The sequence below is a fragment of the Heyndrickxia acidicola genome (assembly GCF_001636425.1).
In the GTDB taxonomy this organism is placed as follows: Bacteria; Bacillota; Bacilli; order Bacillales; family Bacillaceae_C; genus Bacillus_AE; species Bacillus_AE acidicola.
On record NZ_KV440953.1, the window covers coordinates 1,857,825 to 1,878,361 of the forward strand.

The window sequence follows — 20,537 nt, forward strand, 5'->3', positions numbered from 1 at the left end:
GTTTCCTCCTGCCTAAAAAGCAAAATCATTTAATTAGTATATCCACAACCTATATATTGTAACACACCTACTAGAAAATCAGAAACAATTTATGTAAAATAAGAGTAAAGGAGGCGCTCACATGAAAGAAATTAAGTGGATTTTCGTTCTTTTTTCCGTAGCAGCAGCAGCTGATATTATAGGAATTGGTATCGCAATAGCTGAAGAAAGCATTGTAGGCATTTTAGGCAGTATCGTACTTATAATTTTAATTATGGGATTCGGTTTCAAAACAAAGAAAAAATACAGGGAAGAAGGAAGGCTGTAAGAAAAGCGCAAGCGCCTTGCTCATCGGCGTACGAATTTCATAGTCTTCAACTGAGATAAAGGAAACACAGCGAGGCACTTCACGAGCTGATGTTGACTTATCGCAGGGAGGAGACGTAGAAATTCGCTAGCCGATAGGCGCTGGAGCTAGACAGAAAAGCGCAAGCGCCTTGCTCACCGGTGTACGAATTTCATAGTCTTCGACTGAGATAATGGACTCTGTTGTTTTTTAGCTCATTTTACAGTAAAGAAAGGAAACACAAGCAAACAAGTTTGCTTGTGTTTCCTTTCTTTACTGTAACCTTTCAGCGGAGCTGAAAGGCGTGTGAAACGGTAGTTTCGCACGAATGAGCTAAATAACGAGCAGTTTTCAATAAAGAATAGTCTACTTTCCTGGCTTTATTTTGAAATACCCCTCAGGAGATAATTATCCAAAATTTCTTTATGAAGTCCGGGCTTACATGCAAAAACAGAGCTTTTTTCCAGCATATTCAATGAATTACCAAAAACATCGGTAACCACCCCGCCTAACTCTTCAATAAAAATTTTACCCGCCGCAAAATCCCATGGGCAAAGTCGCATTGTTAAATAGGCGTCTGTTCTTCCCGTGGCCACATAAATACATTCCAATGCGGCTGAACCATAGGATCTCGTTGCCCTTATATCTCTCACAAGAGCATGCAGGTTCTCCACTGGGACCAATTTATTTGATAACAGCCAGGTTGCATTCATTCCAATAATGGCGTCACTGAGAGGCGGTTCCTCTAGTGGAGCAAGCCTTGTTCCATTAAAAAAAGCACCTTTGCCTGCTTCAACAGAGTATAACTCTTTTTGAACGACATCATAAATGTAGCCGAGCCTTCCAACCCCATTTTGATAAATTCCAATAGAAATAACAAAATTGCGTTGCTGGTGCACAAAATTAACCGTTCCATCAATAGGATCAATAATCCAGACAATCCCATCCATACTCTCTAATTTCTCACCATATCCTTCTTCTCCAAGTATATGATGATCCGGAAATTTAGATTGAATATTTTTTATGAAATATTGTTCTGTTTCTTTATCAATATTCGTCACTAAATCATTACGATCTGATTTCGTCTCTATATTCAATTCATTCTGAAATGATGCAGTAATTCGGTTTCCGGCCTCTTCTAACCAATGCTTAACGTATGTATCGATTTCATTCCAATTCATTTTAAATAGACCTCCATTTACCTACATCCATATATGTATTGTAACCATTAGATTAAAGGAAAGTTGCCCCTAATTCAAGTATATGGTTTTTTCCATGGCCATAAAAACGAACCCCATCTGCTTAGAAGGAACAGGGAGTCCGTCACAAATCCATATATAATTACTGGAATCCTTTTACATTGCTTTCATTTTCAATAATTCTTCACGGATTTTTTCTAGTTTTAATGTAGATTTTTTTTTCTTATCTTCGTTTTGTTCCTCCATGGCTTCAAAAAGGACAGCTAGCTCATAGTCCATTTCCAATCTCAATACCGCAATGCGTTGTTGATCAAATTTTTTCTTTTTAGAGGCATTCATTACTTGTTTCATGAACTTCACATCCCTTCAAGATTTAAATCACATAATATTCTGATATTATTACTTTTATAATATGCGTAACCTAAATTTGATGTAACAAAAATGTGTATACACCCATGATAATTTCTTCATGCGTTTGTTTATGAACCTTTAAAGCAATTATGATAAAATATCTAGTAAGTAACGAACACCTTTAGCTACAGGATGTTTTTGGAGGTATTGTAATGAGCTTTAATGGTTTAACAAATGAAGATTTTGATGTTTTCACATTGAATGGGCTTGAGGAACGCATGGAACAGATAAAACAAACCATTCGTCCTAAATTAGAATTTTTAGGGGATACATTTGCACCTGCTTTGAGCTCTTTAACCGGTATTGAAATGTTCCACCACGTTGCTAGACACGCCCGGCGTACGATTAACCCGCCCAATGATACTTGGGTAGCATTTGCCAGCAGCAAACGCGGCTACAAGATGCTTCCCCATTTTCAAATTGGACTCTGGGAAACTCACCTGTTTGTTTGGTTCGCCGTTATTTATGAAGCACCTTCCAAGGAAGAATTCGGAAAAAAGCTGGAAAATAATATTAGTAAAATACTGGATTCCATCCCAAATCATTATATGTGGTCAGGTGATCATATGAAACCTGATGCCATAAGGATGAGCGAAATGACTCATGATGATTTATTGTCGCTTTTCCGTCGTTTGCAGACCGTTAAAAAAGCAGAAATCCTTTGCGGCATCCAGATTCCCAGAGAGCAGGCAGTACGCTTAGATGGCAGTGAACTTGTTGATACAATTAATAGTGCGTTTGTAAATTTAGTACCCCTTTATAAATTGTCATAAACGTAAAAGACCCCCCAAAAAACGGGAGGTCTCATTTACATTTTTATCTTTTTTATTGCAGAGCCTGAGTCAGTTTCTTTCATTCTTTTTACCACCTGGTAAGCGGAATATCCGCTTGCCTTTTCAAATTCATTGCCATATTTCTTTTCTTCCGCCTTGCCAGGGACAATTTCTTTAAAGCGGCGGTATTTTGTTGAAAATTCTTCCCTTTCAATGCCTTTTTCATACGCTTTCTCTACTGCCTCATAAAATTGAATAACATCCACTACTTCTTCCGTAGTCCAATCCATAGAAAATGGATATTGGTATTCCATATTTTCACCACTTTCCTATTGTCAATAATCAAGGGGGAAACATCCATCATTCAGACCACTTCTCCCTAATCTGTTCCGCCTGCATGATCATTCTGGTAATTAATTCATCAACGGAAGGGATATCACGGATAAGTCCCATCACCTGGCCTGCCCACGCAAATCCCCCCTCCACATTATCATCATATATATAATTTTTATTAGCTTTCCCGCTTATGTAATCTTTTAATTCTTCATACCCACCCTGGCGATTTTCGATGTCCACAATCTTCTCCGTCCAACTATTATGAAGGGCTCGTGCAGGGGCTCCAAGTGAACGCTTAATAATAATCGTATCATTTTCCGATCCATTCAGCAAAGCCTGCTTATAAGCATTTCCAGCATGAATACATTCCTTCGTCGCTATAAAACGTGTCCCCATTTCAATACCTTCCGCACCCAAACTAAGTGCAGCCATGAACCCTCTCCCGTCTCCTATGCCTCCTGATGCAATCACTGGAATCCTTACTGCATCTGCAACCTGAGGAATCAGAACCATTGTGCCCGTGTCATTTTTCCCAAGGTGCCCTCCCCCTTCATGTCCAACAACCATGACAGCATCTGCCCCTAATTCTTCAGCTTTTACAGCCTGCCGTTTTGCGGCAACAAGGACCAATTTTTTTGCATTGCTTCCCTCCATTTGTTTAAAAAAAGGTGCAGGGTTGCCACCTGTAACAGAGACTACAGGCACCTTTTCTTCAATTGCCACATTTAGAAGGTCTTCAAAAGGCCTCCCATGCTGACCAATGGCATAGTTAACTCCAAACGGCTTATCCGTCAGTCGTTTCACCTTCCTTATCTCTTGTCGCAGAGCTTCCGGTGATTCAAGCGACATCGCAGTAATTTGGCCAAGTCCCCCAGCATTGGAAACGGCGGCAGCAAGTTCAGAATACGCAAGATAGGCCAATCCGCCTTGAATTATGGGATATTTAATATTTAAACAATCTGTTACACGTGTTTTCCATTTCATCTTTCTCACTCCTTTTTTAAGGTCCCTATTTTTTAGAGAAATTAGCCCTGAGGTGATTAGAGACGATATTAGAAATCCCTCAAGAATAACGCTGAGTCGTCTCCCTAACTGCCCGCTAAAAAACATACGGCTTAGCTAAAATCAGATCGCAGTGAACAGAGCCTGTTAAAAAGTAACTTCTATGTTATCATAATTAATTCCTCTTTAGGTGAAAAAACTATTTGCAAGGGAATTGTAAGATGCTATAATTCATTTGTTTTCTTTTTTTAAATGTCTTTGAATTAATATACTGTTTTTATACAATAATCAGGTGTATGCCGATTTACAGATCCTTTTTTTAAAAAATCTAAAAAAACACAGACACATCAATCATATTTAACAGTTCATCGGCCATCAAAATAAGTTATTACAATTATTTTCCATCAACATATTTATGAATAATCCTTTATTATTATTCTTATATAATAATGTTCATGGAATTAGAACTTTTACTCAGAAAAAGAGGTGCAGAATTATTGTCACAATTTGAAACTCCCCTGTTTACAGGACTTAAAAAGCACGCTAAAAAGAACCCTGTTCAGTTTCATATACCCGGTCATAAAAAAGGCTCAGGAATGGATCCTGAGTTCAGAGAATTTATTGGAGAGAATGCCCTATCAATTGATTTAATTAATATTGCACCATTGGATGATCTTCATCAGCCAAAAGGAATGATTATGCAGGCACAGGCATTGGCTGCTAAAGCATTTGGGGCTGATTATACTTTTTTCTCTGTTCAAGGTACAAGTGGAGCTATTATCGCTATGGTTATGTCAGTATGCGGACCAGGAGATAAAATTATAGTTCCTCGAAATGTTCATAAATCTGTCATGTCGGCAATTGTCTTTTCAGGAGCCATTCCTGTGTTTATACATCCTGAGGTTGATCCGAAGCTTGGAATATCACACGGAATTACCACAGAATCCGTTTCTAAAGCCTTGGAACAAAACCCTGATGCCAAAGGAGTACTTGTTATTAATCCAACCTATTTTGGTATCTCTGCAGACTTAAAACAGATTGTTGAAATTGCTCATTCTTATCATGTTCCTGTACTCGTAGATGAAGCACACGGCGTGCATATTCATTTTCACGAGGAGCTTCCTGTTTCAGCTATGCAAGCAGGTGCAGATATGGCAGCTACTAGTGTTCATAAGCTGGGTGGTTCCTTAACACAAAGCTCAATATTAAATGTTCGCGAGGGTCTTGTATCGCCAAAACATGTCCAAACCATTTTGAGCATGCTAACGACTACTTCCACCTCCTATATCCTTCTCGCATCATTAGACGCAGCCAGAAAACGGCTTGCTACAGAAGGACATAAATTGATAGAAGATACTATTCAACTGGCTCAGTCTATCCGCAAAAGAATTAATAAAATTGACCGCCTATACTGTGTCGGTGAAGAAATATTAGGAACAAAATCAACTTATGATTATGATCCAACCAAATTGATTATATCGGTTAAAGATCTTGGAATAACAGGATATGATGCTGAAAAATGGCTTCGGGAAGCTTATAATATTGAAGTAGAGCTTTCAGACCTGTATAACCTGTTGTGCATAGTTACACCTGGAGATACCGAAAGAGAAGCTGATATTCTTGTTCAAGCATTAGAAGAGCTGGCTAAGCAATTTTCCAACTATGCAGGAACGGTTGACATTGAAGTTCTGCTGCCTGACATCCCTTCGCTTGCATTAACCCCGCGAGATGCATTCTATGCAGAAACAGAAGTAGTTCCTATTGAGAAATCGGTTGGAAGAATTATTGCGGAGTTTGTCATGGTTTATCCTCCTGGCATCCCAATCTTTATTCCTGGTGAGATTATCACGGAAGATAATCTTATTTATATTCAAAAGAATTTAGAAGCAGGACTTCCTGTCCAGGGGCCTGAGGATTATGAATTAAAGACACTTCGGGTCATTAAGGAACATAAAGCAATTCAATAATTAAAGTTCATGCAGCTTGCTCATCTGCGTACAGATTTCGTAGTCATCCATCGAGATAAAGGAAACACAGCGAGGCCGTTCACGAGCTGATGTTGACTTATCTTATTGAGGGGACATAAAAATCCTATAGCCGATTGGGGCGCTGAAGCTAGACAAGAAACAATATTCACAGGTTTAGCATTTTTAAAAAAGCGGATGATTTTGTCATCCGCTTTTTAGTGTAATAGGAATTAGATTATATAACCAGCATATCTACAAATCCTCAAAAAACAGAAGCACCTTAAAAGGCGCTTCTCCCTAAAAAGTCCCCTATTCCTCTTCTTTCGTATCCGTACAAGTACAGCAGTTAGAATATAGTATGGTTACTTTCTCATCTTCAAAATGGTCAATTGTAGTATTACATGATTGGCAGACAATAATCCCCATCAGTATACTCCCCTCCCGTTTGAAAGCGTTTTATTTTGTTTCTTTAATAATAATATAACACATTAAATATTTCAAGCCTAAATTGTATGTCACATTAAATTAATTAGTGTCTATTTTCAATTATGATAAGTCTCTGCAAGATATCTATGCTGATAACAGCCCGTTTTTAAAAAGACTTCAATCATGATGAAATAGGCAGAGGCAATACTTGCTGAAGAAATAATTGAAGCAATCCATATGTGGCTAAGCTTGCACCGGTAATAACAAGTGTCTGACGATTGGACTTCAAAATACTTCTGGCTAATAAAAAGGCTAAGTAGAAAAAAGCTGCAAACATCAGCACTTTGTAAACTGTATGATCCCTATGTGATAACCATTCCGCTAATTTAAACCCGCTCCAAATCATCAATTGAAATATAAAGGCGACATATTTTTTCATCTTCTCACCATCATTTAATGAATGACTTCATTTTCTTATTAATATATGCACTAGCAAGAAGTTTTTAAAACCTGTATTTTTTTTACAAAAACGGATGGCGTCTGATTATAGGTTGCTAGCAAATGACGCGCAGTCAGAGAGGTTTGCTCTTTAAGCTCTCTGACTGCTTATCTTATGGCTCTTAAGACGAAAGCGCATAAACTGAAGATTAAAGAGCTGAGAAGGCTTGATCATCGAGTCAGGCATATGAGGCGTCCTTACTTCTTATGAACGGCTTGGCTAGACCTCTGGAGGCATTAAACTGGACAAATCTACGCGGAATACAATTGTTTAACAAAGCGCAGATTGAAAGCCTCGACTGATAGTTAAAATGTTTATTATGCTCATTACAAAAAAGTCATGAAGACCGTCCTTTAGGGTGTCGAAACACAAAATGGGATTCATCCCAACTGTAAAGGACTCTAACTATTTGCTACCTTCCCCTAAGGGCCTTCATCCTCCCCTTGGAGTACTCTACCCACTGGTTACTTCCTCCAAAGTTGACTTCATCCACTAGACAAAGAACTTTTACAAAGGGATTACCTCCAAAAGTATCAAATTCACCCACTCGAAAAATCAAGCAAACGAGTTAAAAATCAGCATAAAAATAAAAAGGCATCCTTGTTCAATAGAACAAAAATGCCTTTTTCATTAATAGTATAAGCTTATTTCAAAATGTGAATAGGTGAACCTAGAGCTACCTCAGCAGCTTCCATTGTAATCTCGCCTAATGTTGGATGAGCATGGATTGTCATGGCAATATCCTCTGCGGTCATACCCGCTTCAACAGCAAGGCCTAATTCTGCAATCATATCAGATGCGTTTGCTCCAGCAATTTGCCCCCCAATAACCAGACCATCTTCTTTTCTTGTAACAAGTTTAAGGAATCCGTCTGTACTGTTAAGAGCTAAGGCACGTCCATTTGCGCCGAATGGGAATTTAGCAGTAACTACTTCAATTCCTTCTTCTTTTGCTTGTGCTTCTGTATAACCAACTGATGCCAGTTCAGGTTCAGAAAAGACCACAGCAGGAATTCCTAGATAATCAATTTCAGATGGATGGCCAGAAATAGCTTCAGCTGCAATTTTTCCTTCATAGGATGCTTTATGAGCTAATGCAGGTCCTTCTACAATATCACCGATAGCAAAAATGCTGGAGACATTCGTACGGCACTGCTTATCAATTTTCACAAGACCACGTTCTGTTAATTCAACACCAGCTTGTTCAAGGCCGAGTTCATCCGTATTTGGTCGGCGTCCTACTGTGACAAGAACGTAATCTGCTTCAACTGTTTTTTCTTCGCCTTTTACTTCGTATTTTACAACTACTCCATTATCGCTTTCCTCTACGCCTTTAGCTAAGGCATTTGTTACAATATCCACGCCTTTTTTCTTAAGGTTACGGGAAACAAGTGAAGTCATTTGCTTTTCGTAAGCCGTTCCCAAAATTTCTTTGCCGCCTTCAAGAATTGTTACTTGAGTGCCAAAGTTTGCATAGGCAGTTCCAAGTTCTACGCCAATATAGCCGCCGCCAATGACTACAAGCTTCTCAGGAATTTCTTCAAGCGCAAGAGCCCCAGTTGAATTAATTACACGCTTTGTATATTTAAATGTAGGAAGCTCGATTGGTCGTGATCCTGTTGCAATGATAGCATTTTTGAATGTATAGGTTTGAGCTGACTTATCGTCCATAACACGGAGAGTATTTGCATCAACGAAATATGCTTCTCCTTTTACAATGTTGACTTTATTTCCTTTCAAAAGACCATCAACACCGCTTGTTAATTTATTTACGACACTTGCCTTCCACTCTTGTACCTTTGAAAAGTCAACTTTTACATTTTCAGCCGTAATCCCGATATCGTCGGAATGCTTTGCTGTTTCGTATTTATGAGCAGCTGATATTAATGCTTTTGAAGGAATACATCCTACATTTAAGCAAACACCGCCGACATTTTCTTTTTCGACAATTGTTACCTTTTGTCCTAATTGTGCAGCACGGATCGCCGCAACATATCCCCCTGGTCCCGCTCCAATTACTATAGTATCTGTTTCAATTGGAAAATCTCCTACTACCATTTGTTTACGCCTCCATAAGTAATAATTCAGGATCGTTCAGCAAACGCTTGATGTGGTTTAGTGCATTTTGTGCAGTTGCTCCATCAATCATTCGATGATCAAAGCTCAATGATAATGCTAACACAGGTGCTACCACAATTTCACCATTTTTTACTACAGGTTTTTCAGCAATTCGACCAATTCCCAATATAGCCACTTCCGGATGGTTGATGACAGGTGTAAACCATTGGCCTCCTGCAGAACCGATATTGGAAATGGTACAAGATGCACCCTTCATTTCATTGGCAGACAATTTGCCATCTCGTGCTTTGCCTGCTAGTTCATTAATCTCACTGGAAACAGAGAAAACGGATTTTCTATCGGCATTTTTCACAACAGGAACCAGCAAGCCGCGATCTGTATCAGCTGCAATTCCAATATTGTAATAATGCTTATGAATAATTTCATCGTTTGCATCATCGATGGAAGTATTTAAAGCTGGATATTCACGCAGTGCACTTACCAATGCTTTTACAACATAAGGTAAGAAAGTAAGCTTAATGCCTTTAGCTGCAGCAACTTCTTTAAATTTCTTACGATGTGCAACGAGTTTTGTAACATCCACTTCATCCATTAATGTAACATGAGGAGCTGTATGTTTAGAATTTACCATAGCTTTGGCAATGGCTTTTCTAATACCGCTCATTTTCTCACGTGTTTCAGGGAATTCGCCTTCTGGGATTGGTGCTGGAGTCGGAGCTGCCGCCGTCTCAGGTGCTGTTTTTTGAGCTGCTGCTGCAGCATTTTCAGCTGGAGCTTGTTCTTTTCCTCCACCATTTACAAAGGCATTGATGTCTTCTTTTGTTACACGCCCATTATCTCCGGAACCTGCAACCAAACGAATGTCCACACCTTTTTCACGCGCATATTTTCTAACTGAAGGCATGGCAATAACTCTGCGGTTTGGATCTGCTTCTTCAGCAGGCTTTACTGATTCCTGAGATGTTGCTTCAGGCTGTACCGCTTCTTTAGCTGCTTCAGCTGGTGCTTTTTCTTCTTGTTTTGGCTCTTCCCTCTCGTCAGAACCATGGTCACCTTTAAATTGAAGGTTTTCATATCCTGGTGCATCAAATTTAACCAGTACGTCACCTACAACTGCAACCGTTCCCTCAGCCACAAGTACATCTTCAACCGTACCTGCAACAGGTGATGGAATCTCCACAACGGATTTATCATTTTGTACTTCACATAGTACATCATCTTCATCCACTTTATCGCCTGGTTTTACAAACCATTTAACAATTTCACCCTCATGGATACCTTCACCGATATCTGGCAATCTAAATTCGAATGACAAGGTTTTCGCCCTCCTATAACATTAAAATTATTTAACGAAAGCTCCGTTCATTTTGCCTGCTGATTTTCACTCACCTTTGAGTCAAAATCAACATTGTGCCTTAGCAGAGCCAAACTGAAAAAGAAGAACGAGGGACTTCAGTTTAATCTTCCATAAGCCAAGTACTTTACATACCCTGCTTATTACTTTATAAACCAGCCATATAGTGAGACTTGCCTGAAAGGAATCAATCAGTCAGGCCTAAGCTCATCTGAACAGGTCCCTCGTTTTTAGTCAATTGTATTTAATTAAAAAGTAAGAACTTTTTTAGCTGTTTCAAGAATATCTTTATAGTTAGGAAGCCAAACTGTTTCAGCTTGTGAGAAAGGATAAACAGTATCTGCAGCAGCAACACGAAGTACAGGTGCCTCAAGGCTTAAAATAGCCCTTTCATTGATTTCAGCTACCACATTCGCAGCAATTCCAGCCTGTTTTTGTGCTTCCTGCACAACGATTGCACGATTTGTTTTTTCCACAGAAGCGACAATCGTATCAATATCAAGAGGGCTTACTGTTCTTAAGTCGATCACTTCAGCAGAGTACCCTTCTTTTTCAAGCTCTTCTGCTGCTTTTAATGACTCGTGAACCATTGCGCCATAGGCAATGATAGAAATATCTTTACCTTCACGCTTTACATCCGCTTTTCCAAGAGGAATCGTATATTCTTCTTCCGGCACCTCTTGGCGGAAGGAACGGTATAATTTCATATGCTCAAGGAAAACAACCGGACTTTGATCACGAATTGCTGAAATTAACAAACCCTTTGCCTCGTAAGGTGTGGATGGAATAACCACCTTCAACCCTGGAGTTTGTGCCATAAGCCCTTCTAAACTGTCGGCGTGAAGCTCTGGAGTATGTACTCCTCCTCCAAATGGTGCACGAATTGTAATCGGCATTTCATAATGTCCGCCTGTACGGAAACGGTAACGCGCCATTTGGGCAGCAATGGAATCCATAACTTCATATACAAAACCAAAGAATTGAATTTCAGGAACGGGACGGTAGCCTTCGAGAGCAAGACCGATTGCAAGACCGCCGATACCTGATTCTGCAAGAGGCGTGTCGAATACACGCTCTTCACCGAATTCTTTGTGAAGACCTTCTGTCGCACGGAATACGCCGCCGTTAACGCCAACATCTTCACCGAATACTAACACGTTTTCATCATTTTTTAATTCTGTACGTAACGCGTCAGTAATTGCTTGAATCATTGTTAATTGCGCCATGGCTTATTTCGACTCCTTTGCTTTGTATATTTCAAGCTGCTCTTTTAAATTATACGGAAGCTCTTCCGCCATAATTGAAATAAGGTCAGATACCTTTTGTTTTGGTGCCTGGTCAGCTTTTTTAATCGCTTCTTTAATATCTTCTTTTGCCTGTTCAATTACTTCGTTTTCTTTCTCTTCATTCCATAGGCCTTTTGCCTCGAGGAATTTACGGAAACGAACCAAAGGATCTTTTTTCTCCCACTCATTATCTACATCTGCAGTACGATAACGGGTAGGATCATCTCCTGACATGGTGTGAGGGCCGTAACGGTAGCATACAGTTTCAATAAGGGTAGGTCCCTCTCCATTTACAGCACGATCACGAGCATCACGCACTGCTGCATACACTGCCAGCGCATCCATTCCGTCAACTAACACACCTGGGATTCCTGCAGCAACTGCTTTTTGAGCAATTGTTCGTGCTGCTGTTTGTTTTTCACGAGGAGTTGAAATAGCAAACTGGTTATTTTGAACGATAAAAATAGCAGGTGCTTTATATGCGCCGGCAAAGTTAATACCTTCGTAGAAGTCCCCTTGAGAAGATCCGCCGTCTCCTGTATATGTAATGGCAACTGTATTTTTGCCGCGTTTTTTAATACCTAAGGCTACACCAGCAGTTTGAACATATTGCGCACCAATAATAATTTGCGGCGGCAGAATGTTTAAACCCTCAGGAAGCTGCATTCCTTGATAATGTCCTCTGGACCATAAAAAGGCCTGGTATAATGGAAGGCCGTGCCAGATTAACTGTGGAACATCCCGGTAGCCAGGTAAAATAAAATCATCACTTTCCAATGCAAAGTGTGAAGCCAGCTGAGATGCCTCTTGTCCAGCTGTTGGAGCATAGAAACCTAAACGCCCTTGGCGGTTTAAGGAGATTGAACGCTGATCTAGAATTCTTGTATAAACCATCCGGCGCATTAATTCTTGAAGCTGTTCATCTGAAAGATTTGGCATTTCAGATTCATTTACAATTTCGCCTTCTTCATTTAAGATTTGGAACATCTCAAATTGTTCTTCAATCGTTTCGAGCGTTTTTTTCGCATCGAATTGTGCCTTCTTCGTTTTAGAAGCCATTGAAGCCACCGATCCTTTCCCTCATAAATATATTGATGATTGATTACATACAAAAAATAGGATGCCCAAATTACATTGCGGCTACCACGGCAAATCCCGTTAATCGAAATGATTCATGCATTTACCACTACATTTTTCCACTATTATATAAAAAGCAAACGAAAAATTTTCAAATCTTTTATCGATTAAACTGTATCAATCAAATCACCTATTAAACTAATACAATAATATTCACAACATAATTAGAGTACCTGAATATTTTGGGTCCGTCAATTCATAAAGACTCCTTTTTCTTTACTTTTTCGCTAAAAATCTCTCCTCTGTATTACTATCTGTACTAGTGTAAAATCTCAACTGTTATATATTCATGAAAACAGTTACAAAATAAAACGCCCCAGAAAAGAAAACGATTTCTTTTCTGGGGTTGGAAAAATGAATTTTCTATTCTCCCTGACTCATGTTTAATCCAGCATTTTTATAAAAACTTTGTTTTTCATTATTAAACAATTGTGTTTTTGCATTAAAATCCTCATTCGATTTCATCACTACTGCGAATGCTACATTTGTTTTATCAATCTGCTTTTCAAACAAATCAATATTTAAGGACTTATTTAAAAGCATTTTATATACATTTTCATCAAGATAAAGACCTTTTTTGTAGGAATCAAAGAGGTGATTATGAATTTTATACCGTTCTTCCATTGTTTGATAGAGTTCTGTAACTTCTTTTTTTCTTTTAATGTTGTTAATTTTGGAAAGCGGGTCTTTTATTTTGTCAAATTCTCTTTTTGAAGCAAGGATAGAAACCTGCTCTTTACTCATTAGCACTTTGCGCTTCTGAAGATTGCTTAAGGCAGCCCTTGACAATGCACTTACCCTTTTTTCATTTTTCATTCCTGCATCCATAATTTCTTTAAACAGAACACTTTCTTGCGATTCCATTTCTTTTAGTGGCTCTTGCTGCTGTTCGAAGGTTTTTTCCTTCTGCATTGATTCCTCCAGAATACGATAAACCTTTTCCTCCGGGGTAACATTCTGGCATCCCGCTAAAATGATTGCTGCAAAAAAGCAAAGAATACTAATCCGAATAATGACCACGATATACCCTCTTTTCGAAACTGACTTCATATACGAGTATAAATTCAAATTCTAAATTAGCTCAGTTCCTGCATCTTGTCCAAATTTTAAGTGCTTAAAGCTTCTTAGGAGAATACTATGCATTTTCAAAAAATATATGACCATTTATTCGAAATTATTTTTATTTTTCCCATTTAAAACAAGAGCCTTTGTTAATGGACTCTGTTGTTTTAGAACTTTTATCTGAAATGAAAATGCTAATCAAATTTGCCCCTTGGCGCTTTCTTAACTTTGTTGCTATAGGACACAGTAATATCATTTAATATATATTTTTCAGTATTAAACTTGGGAATAGCACACGAAAAGATGCAATGAAGACAGACCCCATACGGAATGATTTTTTGTACGTAAAGCAGCAATCTATGAGAAAACAGCCTTTTTCAAACAACCCTTTTTTGATATTCTATACACTAATAAGGCTTAAATGGGGGGAAATATTTATGATTACCATGAGAGATATTATACGGGACGGCCATCCAACATTGCGAAAGATTGCTGAAGATGTGCCCATGCCTCCTTGTGAGCAGGATCAGGGCATTCTTAAAAGTTTGCTTGAGTACGTCCAAAACAGTCAAAATCCTCAGATAGCTGAGCAATATGATTTACGCCCCGGTGTTGGCATTGCCGCTCCTCAAATTAATATTTCTAAGAAAATGATTGCAGTTCAAACAAAGGATGAGAATGGACGCTTAAAAAGCTTTGCAATGTTCAACCCTAAAATTATCAAGCATTCCTCTGAAATATCCTATTTAAATACAGGTGAAGGCTGTCTATCAGTACCTGAAATCATTCCAGGTTACGTCCCGCGATATTCTAAAATTAAAGTTTTAGGGAACGACATAATCGGAAAAGAAATAAAGCTACAGCTTAAGGGACTTATCGGCATTGTTTTCCAGCATGAAATTGACCATTTACAAGGCGTAATGTTTTATGACCATATTAATAAAGAGGATCCGTTTTCTGTGCCGGATCACGCAGCAGTTGTTGAACGGTAAGAAAAGCGCAAGCGCCTTGCTCATCACCGTACGGAGCTAGACAGAGACTACATTTGTTAAATAATGATTTAATAAATAGGCTGTGTTAAAAATCAACATTGATCTTTAACTGAGCCAATAAATAAACTCTATACTTTCTTTTAAAAAATCCGGGTATCTGACCCGGATTTTAAATAGATAATTTACATATTGCTTTTTATTAAGGCTCTTTTTCGTAACGTTGCTGTTATTTGACAAAAATATACACTATATGCAAAAACAGCCTATATTAGATTTAAAGACTTAAGTCCTTTGTATAAACCGTCTTCTCCGACATCTTCTGTAATAACATCTGCACTTTGCTTCACGATATCGGGAGCATTCCCCATAGCTACCCCAGTACCCACAGCATTAAGCATTTCAATATCATTTAATCCGTCGCCAAAAGCATAGACATCCTCCAGCTTGAAACCTAATTTAGAGATCATTTGCTTGATTCCTTCTGCTTTTGACCCGCCCTTTGGAATAATATCAGTAGAATACGGGTGCCACCTAATAAAGTGGAAGTCTTCTTTAAATTCCTCTATGTACTTTGCCTCATCCTCAGCTTTACAGAAAAGCAGCGATTGAAAAATATCTTTTTTTCTGTAAAAATCTTCGTCCACTTCAGGATGAATAAACTTCAGGCTGCCCATACTCTCCTCAATAAAAGGATGATGTTCGATATTTGCTTTCATAGTCTCTTCATTTAAATAAACCAGCGGATAACCGTCTTTTGTAGCTATACCCAACAAATCTTCAAGTTTTTCCGTATTCATAGGGTTTTGAAAGATCACCTTATTTTCAAAAACAACGTACTGTCCATTAAAGCTCACATAGGAATCAATATCTAGTTCCTCTCTTAAGTACTTAAACATAAATGGTGCTCTTCCTGTTGCAATTGCAACAAAAACACCATTTTGCTGAAGGGTTTTTACAGCCTTTCGAGTTGAATCAGGCAAATTCTTTTCATGGTCTAACAAAGTTCCGTCTATATCAAAAAAAACAATCTTTTTTTTCATTCTAAAGCTCCTTAATTTCTTATCATTTTTAATTCTAAGCTGTATTTCTATACTGCTATACGGAAAATACCCTATATCTTTCCGTATAGCTTGTCAAATCATTTGTATATTTTCCAGAATAAACCACGAAGAATAAAATCGCTTTTACATATAATATGTACAAGAATTATCTGGCCGTCTTGTATAAATGCTGACATTTGATTAAAATAAAAGAAGGAAGTGACCCACAGTGTTAAAAAAGCTGAAAAAAAAGCTTGTTAAACAGTGGAAAGAGTTACTTAGGAAAAAACTAATAGCCTAATAAGAAAAGTGCAAAGGCGCCTATTTATCCGCGTACGGATTTCGCAGTTGTTGACTGCTATAAAGGAAACCAGATGTTGACGAGGAGACGCAACGCAAACTTCCGCCAGCCGATAGGCGCTGAAGCTAGACTGAGACTACATAGGTTAATTTATACTTTCTTACCTATAAGAAATCCCTCCTTCTGAGGGATTATTCTTTATAAAATGCAGTTTTCACTTAAATTGCAGCTTTTCGTATATTCGCACAAGGGATGAACCCGTATTTTGTTCGAATTCGCAAGGCCTTATATAAAGCTGTTGCCCTCCAAAACTGCTTTTCATTCCTTCAGACTTATCTGTAGTAGAGCCTTTTAACAGAGAAATGATTAAAATAAGCTTTATTGGGAAAACATGCTATTGATTCACTTTTTATAGTATACGATAAACTTCCCCTATAATATTATTTTAATTCCTAAATCTTATTTTGAAAAAACATGAAAAAGTTGTTAACTTTTTATATAATAGAAAAAGTTACATTTGACAACGGAGTAAGGAGAGAAAAAGATGATTTATAAAGTTTATTACCAATTAGGTAAAACAGAAGTACCAGTCCGTGAAAAAACACAAACTATTTTCATGGAATCCAATTCAGAGAAGGATGTGCGCCTTGCTTTAAAAGACCGCGAAATTAACATTGAATTTGTTCAACTGCTGCAAGGGCCATATCTGGAGTATGAAATGCAACAAGAAAATTTCAAATTAATGGAGATTAAATAATCTATGAAATTTGTGAAAAATGATCAAACAGCCGTTTTTGCCTTGGGCGGTCTTGGCGAAATCGGAAAAAACACTTACGGTGTTCAATTTCAAGATGAAATCGTTTTAATTGATGCCGGTATAAAATTCCCGGAAGACGAGCTATTAGGGATTGATTATGTTATTCCTGATTATACTTATTTAGTTAAAAATGAAGATAAAATTAAAGGGCTTTTCATTACCCACGGACATGAAGACCATATAGGCGGTATTCCTTACTTACTCCGTCAGGTAAATATCCCTATTTACGGGGGTAAACTCGCTCTTGGACTTATTAAAAATAAACTGGAAGAACACGGCCTTCTTCGCCAAACGACTTTACATGAAATTCAGGAAGATGACATTATTAAATTCAGAAAAACATCTGTATCTTTCTTTAGAACAACCCACAGCATTCCGGATTCTTACGGTATTGTAGTCAAAACCCCTCCTGGGAACATTGTTCACACCGGAGATTTTAAATTTGATTTCACACCTGTTGGAGAACCTGCAAACCTGACCAAAATGGCTGAAATCGGAAAAGAAGGGGTACTGTGCCTTCTTTCTGATAGTACAAACAGTGAGGTTCCACACTTTACAATGTCGGAGCGCAGAGTAGGAGAAAGCATTCAGGACGTTTTTAGAAAAGTGGATGGCCGAGTTATTTTCGCCACATTCGCGTCTAATATTCACCGCCTGCAGCAAGTAGTAGAAGCAGCTGTGATGCACGGCCGCAAGGTTGCTGTCTTCGGCCGAAGCATGGAAGCTGCCATTTCAATTGGTCATGAGCTCGGCTATATTAACTGTCCAAAGGAAACCTTTATTGATGCACAACAAATTAATCGACTACCTGCAAACAAGGTAACCATTCTTTGTACAGGAAGCCAGGGTGAACCAATGGCTGCTCTTTCTCGTATCGCAAATGGCACTCACCGCCAAATACAAATTCAGCCGGGGGATACAGTTGTATTTTCCTCATCCCCGATACCTGGAAATACGATCAGTGTAAACAGAACCATTAATTTATTGTTTAGAGCAGGCGCAGATGTTATACATGGACCATTAAATGACATTCACACTTCAGGCCATGGCGGCCAGCAGGAACAGAAACTTATGCTTCGACTGATCAAACCTAAATTTTTTATGCCGATCCATGGTGAATTCCGTATGCAAAGAATGCATTCCCAACTGGCAATGGACTGTGGTGTACCAGAAGAAAATTGCTTTATCATGGACAATGGCGAAGTGCTTGCACTAAGCGAGCATACCGCCCAGGTGGCAGGTAAAATTCCTTCTGGATCTGTTTATATTGACGGAAATGGAATTGGAGACATCGGCAACATCGTTCTTCGCGATCGCCGTATTCTTTCTGAAGAAGGATTAGTCATTGTAGTTGTGGCCATTAATATGAGTGAGTTTAAGATTGCTTCAGGTCCTGACATTATTTCAAGGGGATTTGTGTACATGCGTGAATCCGGTGACTTAATTAGCGAAGCTCAATCCATTATTACGAAACATTTGAATAAAGTCATGGAGCGTAAGACAACACAATGGACTGAAATTAAAAATGAAATTACGGATACGCTTGCTCCTTTCTTATATGAAAAAACAAAGCGCAGACCAATGATTATGCCAATCATTATGGAAGTATAAATTAAACAAAGAAACACCTCCCATTTACATCGGAGGTGTTTCTTTTTAATTTTTTACTTACTTATACTATCAAAAAACCCGGCAGATGCCAGGGTTACATTGCTTCCAACACTTTAAACTGTGCTTTAACAAGGCGATAATATTCTCCGCCGTGTTTCATTAACTCATCATGATTCCCTTCTTCAATTATATTGCCATGATCCAAAACAAAGATATTATCTGCTTCCCTAATTGTCGATAGACGATGTGCGATAATAACGGAGGTTCTACCCTTTAACAGAGTTCGAAGCGCATTCTGGATTTGAACTTCCGTTTCCGTATCGATACTCGCAGTCGCTTCATCCAATATGATAATTTTAGGTTCTGCAAGCAGTGCCCGTGCAAAGGATAATAGCTGGCGTTCCCCAACAGACAGAATGTTCCCTCGCTCCTCCACTTCAGTTTGATATTTGTTTGGTAGCATCTGAATAAAATGATCTGCACCTACCACTTTGGCAGCCTCCATTGCCTCCTCGTCACTGGCATCCGGACGTCCAAATTTGATATTCTCCATAATTGTGCCTGAAAAGATAAATGTGTCCTGTAAAACAACACTGATCTGGTTCCTCAGGCTTCGTAAGGATACTTCTTTCAAGTCATTCCCATCGATACTGACAGATCCTCCAGTAGGATCATAAAATCGGCTTATTAAATTGGCTATGGTTGTCTTGCCCGATCCCGTGTGCCCAACCAAGGCGATGGTTTGACCCGGTTTCATTTCCAGGCTTACTCCGTTTAACGCTTTGCGTTTGTCATCATAAGAAAACTCTACTTTGTCAAAGACAATCTGTCCTTTTATATTAGTTAGGTCTCTTGCACTATTATTTTCGTCCACTAATGGTTTTTCATCCAAGTATTCAAAAATTCTTTCAGAAGAAGCCATCGCTTGAAGTAATTGATTATAGACCTGCCCCATTCGGGAAATAGGCTGCCAGAACATCCCAAGATAAAACGCAAAAGATACAAAGGCTCCTAATTGCAATTGGTGATTTTCAATCAAATGGGCGCCATACCAAATAAGGACAGCCGTTCCGACAGCATTTGTCATATCCACCATCGGGCGAAATTTTGCGCTCCTTCTTGTTGCAATTCTCCATGCTTCATAGTTTTCTTTATTGACCCCATCAAAAAACGCCATATTCTCTTGTTCTTGCGTGAATGACTGAGTGATGCGTATCCCTTGAATGCTCTCATTAAGATGGGAATTTAATTTTGATTGTTTCAGCCGCATATACTGCCAAGCTAATCGAATGTTCTTCCGAAGTTTTGTTGAAATAAAAAACATGATCGGCATAATAATAAGAATCGCCAATGTCAGCTGCGGACTAAGGCTAAATAAAATGATAATGACGCCCAGCAGCATCAGCATATCCATTAGCATATTGATAACACCGTTTGTAAACAAATCCTGAAGTGAATTTGTGTCATTCATAATTCTGACAAGAATAGAACCTGCTGAGCGCTGGTCAAAAAAGTTATGAGAAAGGCTTTGTACATGTGTAAACAAATTACTTCTAATATCAAAGATAACGCTTTGTCCCAGCATATTTAACCATCTTACCCTCAAAATATTAGAAATATAGGAAACGACATACAGCACAGCGATGACTGCTATCATTTCTGTCAGAAAACCGGTATTTTTCCCTGTAATTCCTTGACCGATGGCATATACACCAATCAAGGTCGGAAGGATCAATTTAATAAACGTATTGATCAATACTGTAAAAAAAGCCTTTGGCAATAGCGTTTTTGTATATGGCTTTAAGTAATAAAAGAGTCTCCACATTTGTTTCCAGTTGAACGGCTTATCAATAAGCTGGTCTGTTGAATAGTGGAATCTCTCCAATACTTTTGGATTTAGTTTTTGTGTCAATTATCTTCA

General features: G+C 38.5%; 19 protein-coding genes. 6 read left to right on the forward strand and 13 right to left on the reverse strand.

The window, feature by feature from the left end:
- Positions 1-121 precede the first annotated feature (121 nt).
- Positions 122-307: a YlaF family protein gene (locus A5N88_RS08710; protein WP_066264890.1), complete on the forward strand. Its 186-nt coding sequence runs from the start codon at positions 122-124 to the stop codon at positions 305-307.
- Between the two features lie 398 nt (positions 308-705).
- On the opposite strand, the gene A5N88_RS08715 is transcribed toward A5N88_RS08710, so the two are convergent.
- Both A5N88_RS08715 and A5N88_RS08720 read right to left on the reverse strand, forming a co-directional pair.
- Complete coding sequence (locus A5N88_RS08715; RefSeq protein WP_066264891.1) at positions 706-1,506, reverse strand: inositol monophosphatase family protein; 801 nt, start codon at positions 1,504-1,506, stop codon at positions 706-708.
- A gap of 174 nt (positions 1,507-1,680) precedes the next feature.
- Positions 1,681-1,875, reverse strand: a complete 195-nt coding sequence (locus A5N88_RS08720; RefSeq protein ID WP_066264893.1) for a YkzI domain-containing protein — start codon at positions 1,873-1,875, stop codon at positions 1,681-1,683.
- 212 nt (positions 1,876-2,087) lie between these two features.
- On the opposite strand from A5N88_RS08720, the gene A5N88_RS08725 reads away from it, so the two are divergent.
- Complete coding sequence (locus A5N88_RS08725; protein WP_066264895.1) at positions 2,088-2,708, forward strand: YktB family protein; 621 nt, start codon at positions 2,088-2,090, stop codon at positions 2,706-2,708.
- A 35-nt stretch (positions 2,709-2,743) separates the two neighbouring features.
- Here A5N88_RS08725 and A5N88_RS08730 read toward each other — a convergent pair whose 3' ends face one another.
- Together A5N88_RS08730 and A5N88_RS08735 are read right to left on the reverse strand one after the other, a co-directional pair.
- Positions 2,744-3,022, reverse strand: a complete 279-nt coding sequence (locus A5N88_RS08730) for a UPF0223 family protein (RefSeq protein ID WP_066264897.1) — start codon at positions 3,020-3,022, stop codon at positions 2,744-2,746.
- Between the two features lie 46 nt (positions 3,023-3,068).
- A complete protein-coding gene (locus tag A5N88_RS08735; protein WP_066264898.1) occupies positions 3,069-4,028 on the reverse strand; it encodes an NAD(P)H-dependent flavin oxidoreductase in 960 nt (319 codons plus the stop codon).
- Between the two features lie 515 nt (positions 4,029-4,543).
- On the opposite strand from A5N88_RS08735, the gene A5N88_RS08740 reads away from it, so the two are divergent.
- Positions 4,544-6,013 (forward strand): aminotransferase class I/II-fold pyridoxal phosphate-dependent enzyme, encoded by a 1,470-nt coding sequence (locus tag A5N88_RS08740; protein WP_066264899.1) that lies wholly within the window; start codon positions 4,544-4,546, stop codon positions 6,011-6,013.
- 309 nt (positions 6,014-6,322) lie between these two features.
- On the opposite strand, the gene A5N88_RS24260 is transcribed toward A5N88_RS08740, so the two are convergent.
- The 7 genes from A5N88_RS24260 to A5N88_RS08770 form a co-directional block, all read right to left on the reverse strand.
- Positions 6,323-6,439, reverse strand: a complete 117-nt coding sequence (locus A5N88_RS24260; protein ID WP_083953087.1) for a GapA-binding peptide SR1P — start codon at positions 6,437-6,439, stop codon at positions 6,323-6,325.
- Between the two features lie 181 nt (positions 6,440-6,620).
- Complete coding sequence (locus A5N88_RS08745) at positions 6,621-6,878, reverse strand: hypothetical protein (RefSeq protein WP_066264900.1); 258 nt, start codon at positions 6,876-6,878, stop codon at positions 6,621-6,623.
- A 704-nt stretch (positions 6,879-7,582) separates the two neighbouring features.
- Entirely contained in the window at positions 7,583-8,995 is a 1,413-nt protein-coding gene (gene lpdA, locus A5N88_RS08750) for a dihydrolipoyl dehydrogenase (protein WP_066264902.1), read from the reverse strand.
- A gap of 4 nt (positions 8,996-8,999) precedes the next feature.
- A complete protein-coding gene (locus A5N88_RS08755) occupies positions 9,000-10,331 on the reverse strand; it encodes a dihydrolipoamide acetyltransferase family protein (protein WP_066264903.1) in 1,332 nt (443 codons plus the stop codon).
- 287 nt (positions 10,332-10,618) lie between these two features.
- A complete protein-coding gene (locus A5N88_RS08760) occupies positions 10,619-11,596 on the reverse strand; it encodes an alpha-ketoacid dehydrogenase subunit beta (protein ID WP_066264905.1) in 978 nt (325 codons plus the stop codon).
- A 3-nt stretch (positions 11,597-11,599) separates the two neighbouring features.
- Positions 11,600-12,715 carry a pyruvate dehydrogenase (acetyl-transferring) E1 component subunit alpha gene (gene pdhA / locus A5N88_RS08765; protein ID WP_066264907.1) on the reverse strand — a complete coding sequence of 372 codons (1,116 nt, stop codon included), beginning with the start codon at positions 12,713-12,715 and terminating at the stop codon, positions 11,600-11,602.
- A 441-nt stretch (positions 12,716-13,156) separates the two neighbouring features.
- Positions 13,157-13,813 (reverse strand): YkyA family protein, encoded by a 657-nt coding sequence (locus A5N88_RS08770; RefSeq protein ID WP_066264910.1) that lies wholly within the window; start codon positions 13,811-13,813, stop codon positions 13,157-13,159.
- Between the two features lie 479 nt (positions 13,814-14,292).
- Between A5N88_RS08770 and def the strand changes: the two genes are divergently transcribed.
- Complete coding sequence (gene def, locus A5N88_RS08775; RefSeq protein ID WP_066264911.1) at positions 14,293-14,847, forward strand: peptide deformylase; 555 nt, start codon at positions 14,293-14,295, stop codon at positions 14,845-14,847.
- A gap of 263 nt (positions 14,848-15,110) precedes the next feature.
- Here def and A5N88_RS08780 read toward each other — a convergent pair whose 3' ends face one another.
- Positions 15,111-15,887, reverse strand: coding sequence for a Cof-type HAD-IIB family hydrolase (locus A5N88_RS08780; RefSeq protein WP_066264912.1), 777 nt, complete (start codon positions 15,885-15,887; stop codon positions 15,111-15,113).
- An 845-nt stretch (positions 15,888-16,732) separates the two neighbouring features.
- On the opposite strand from A5N88_RS08780, the gene A5N88_RS08785 reads away from it, so the two are divergent.
- Entirely contained in the window at positions 16,733-16,945 is a 213-nt protein-coding gene (locus tag A5N88_RS08785) for a DNA-dependent RNA polymerase subunit epsilon (RefSeq protein ID WP_066264914.1), read from the forward strand.
- A 3-nt stretch (positions 16,946-16,948) separates the two neighbouring features.
- Positions 16,949-18,616, forward strand: a complete 1,668-nt coding sequence (gene rnjA / locus A5N88_RS08790) for a ribonuclease J1 (protein ID WP_066264916.1) — start codon at positions 16,949-16,951, stop codon at positions 18,614-18,616.
- Between the two features lie 94 nt (positions 18,617-18,710).
- Here rnjA and A5N88_RS08795 read toward each other — a convergent pair whose 3' ends face one another.
- Entirely contained in the window at positions 18,711-20,528 is a 1,818-nt protein-coding gene (locus A5N88_RS08795) for an ABC transporter ATP-binding protein (protein WP_066264918.1), read from the reverse strand.
- Between the last annotated feature and the right edge of the window lie 9 nt (positions 20,529-20,537).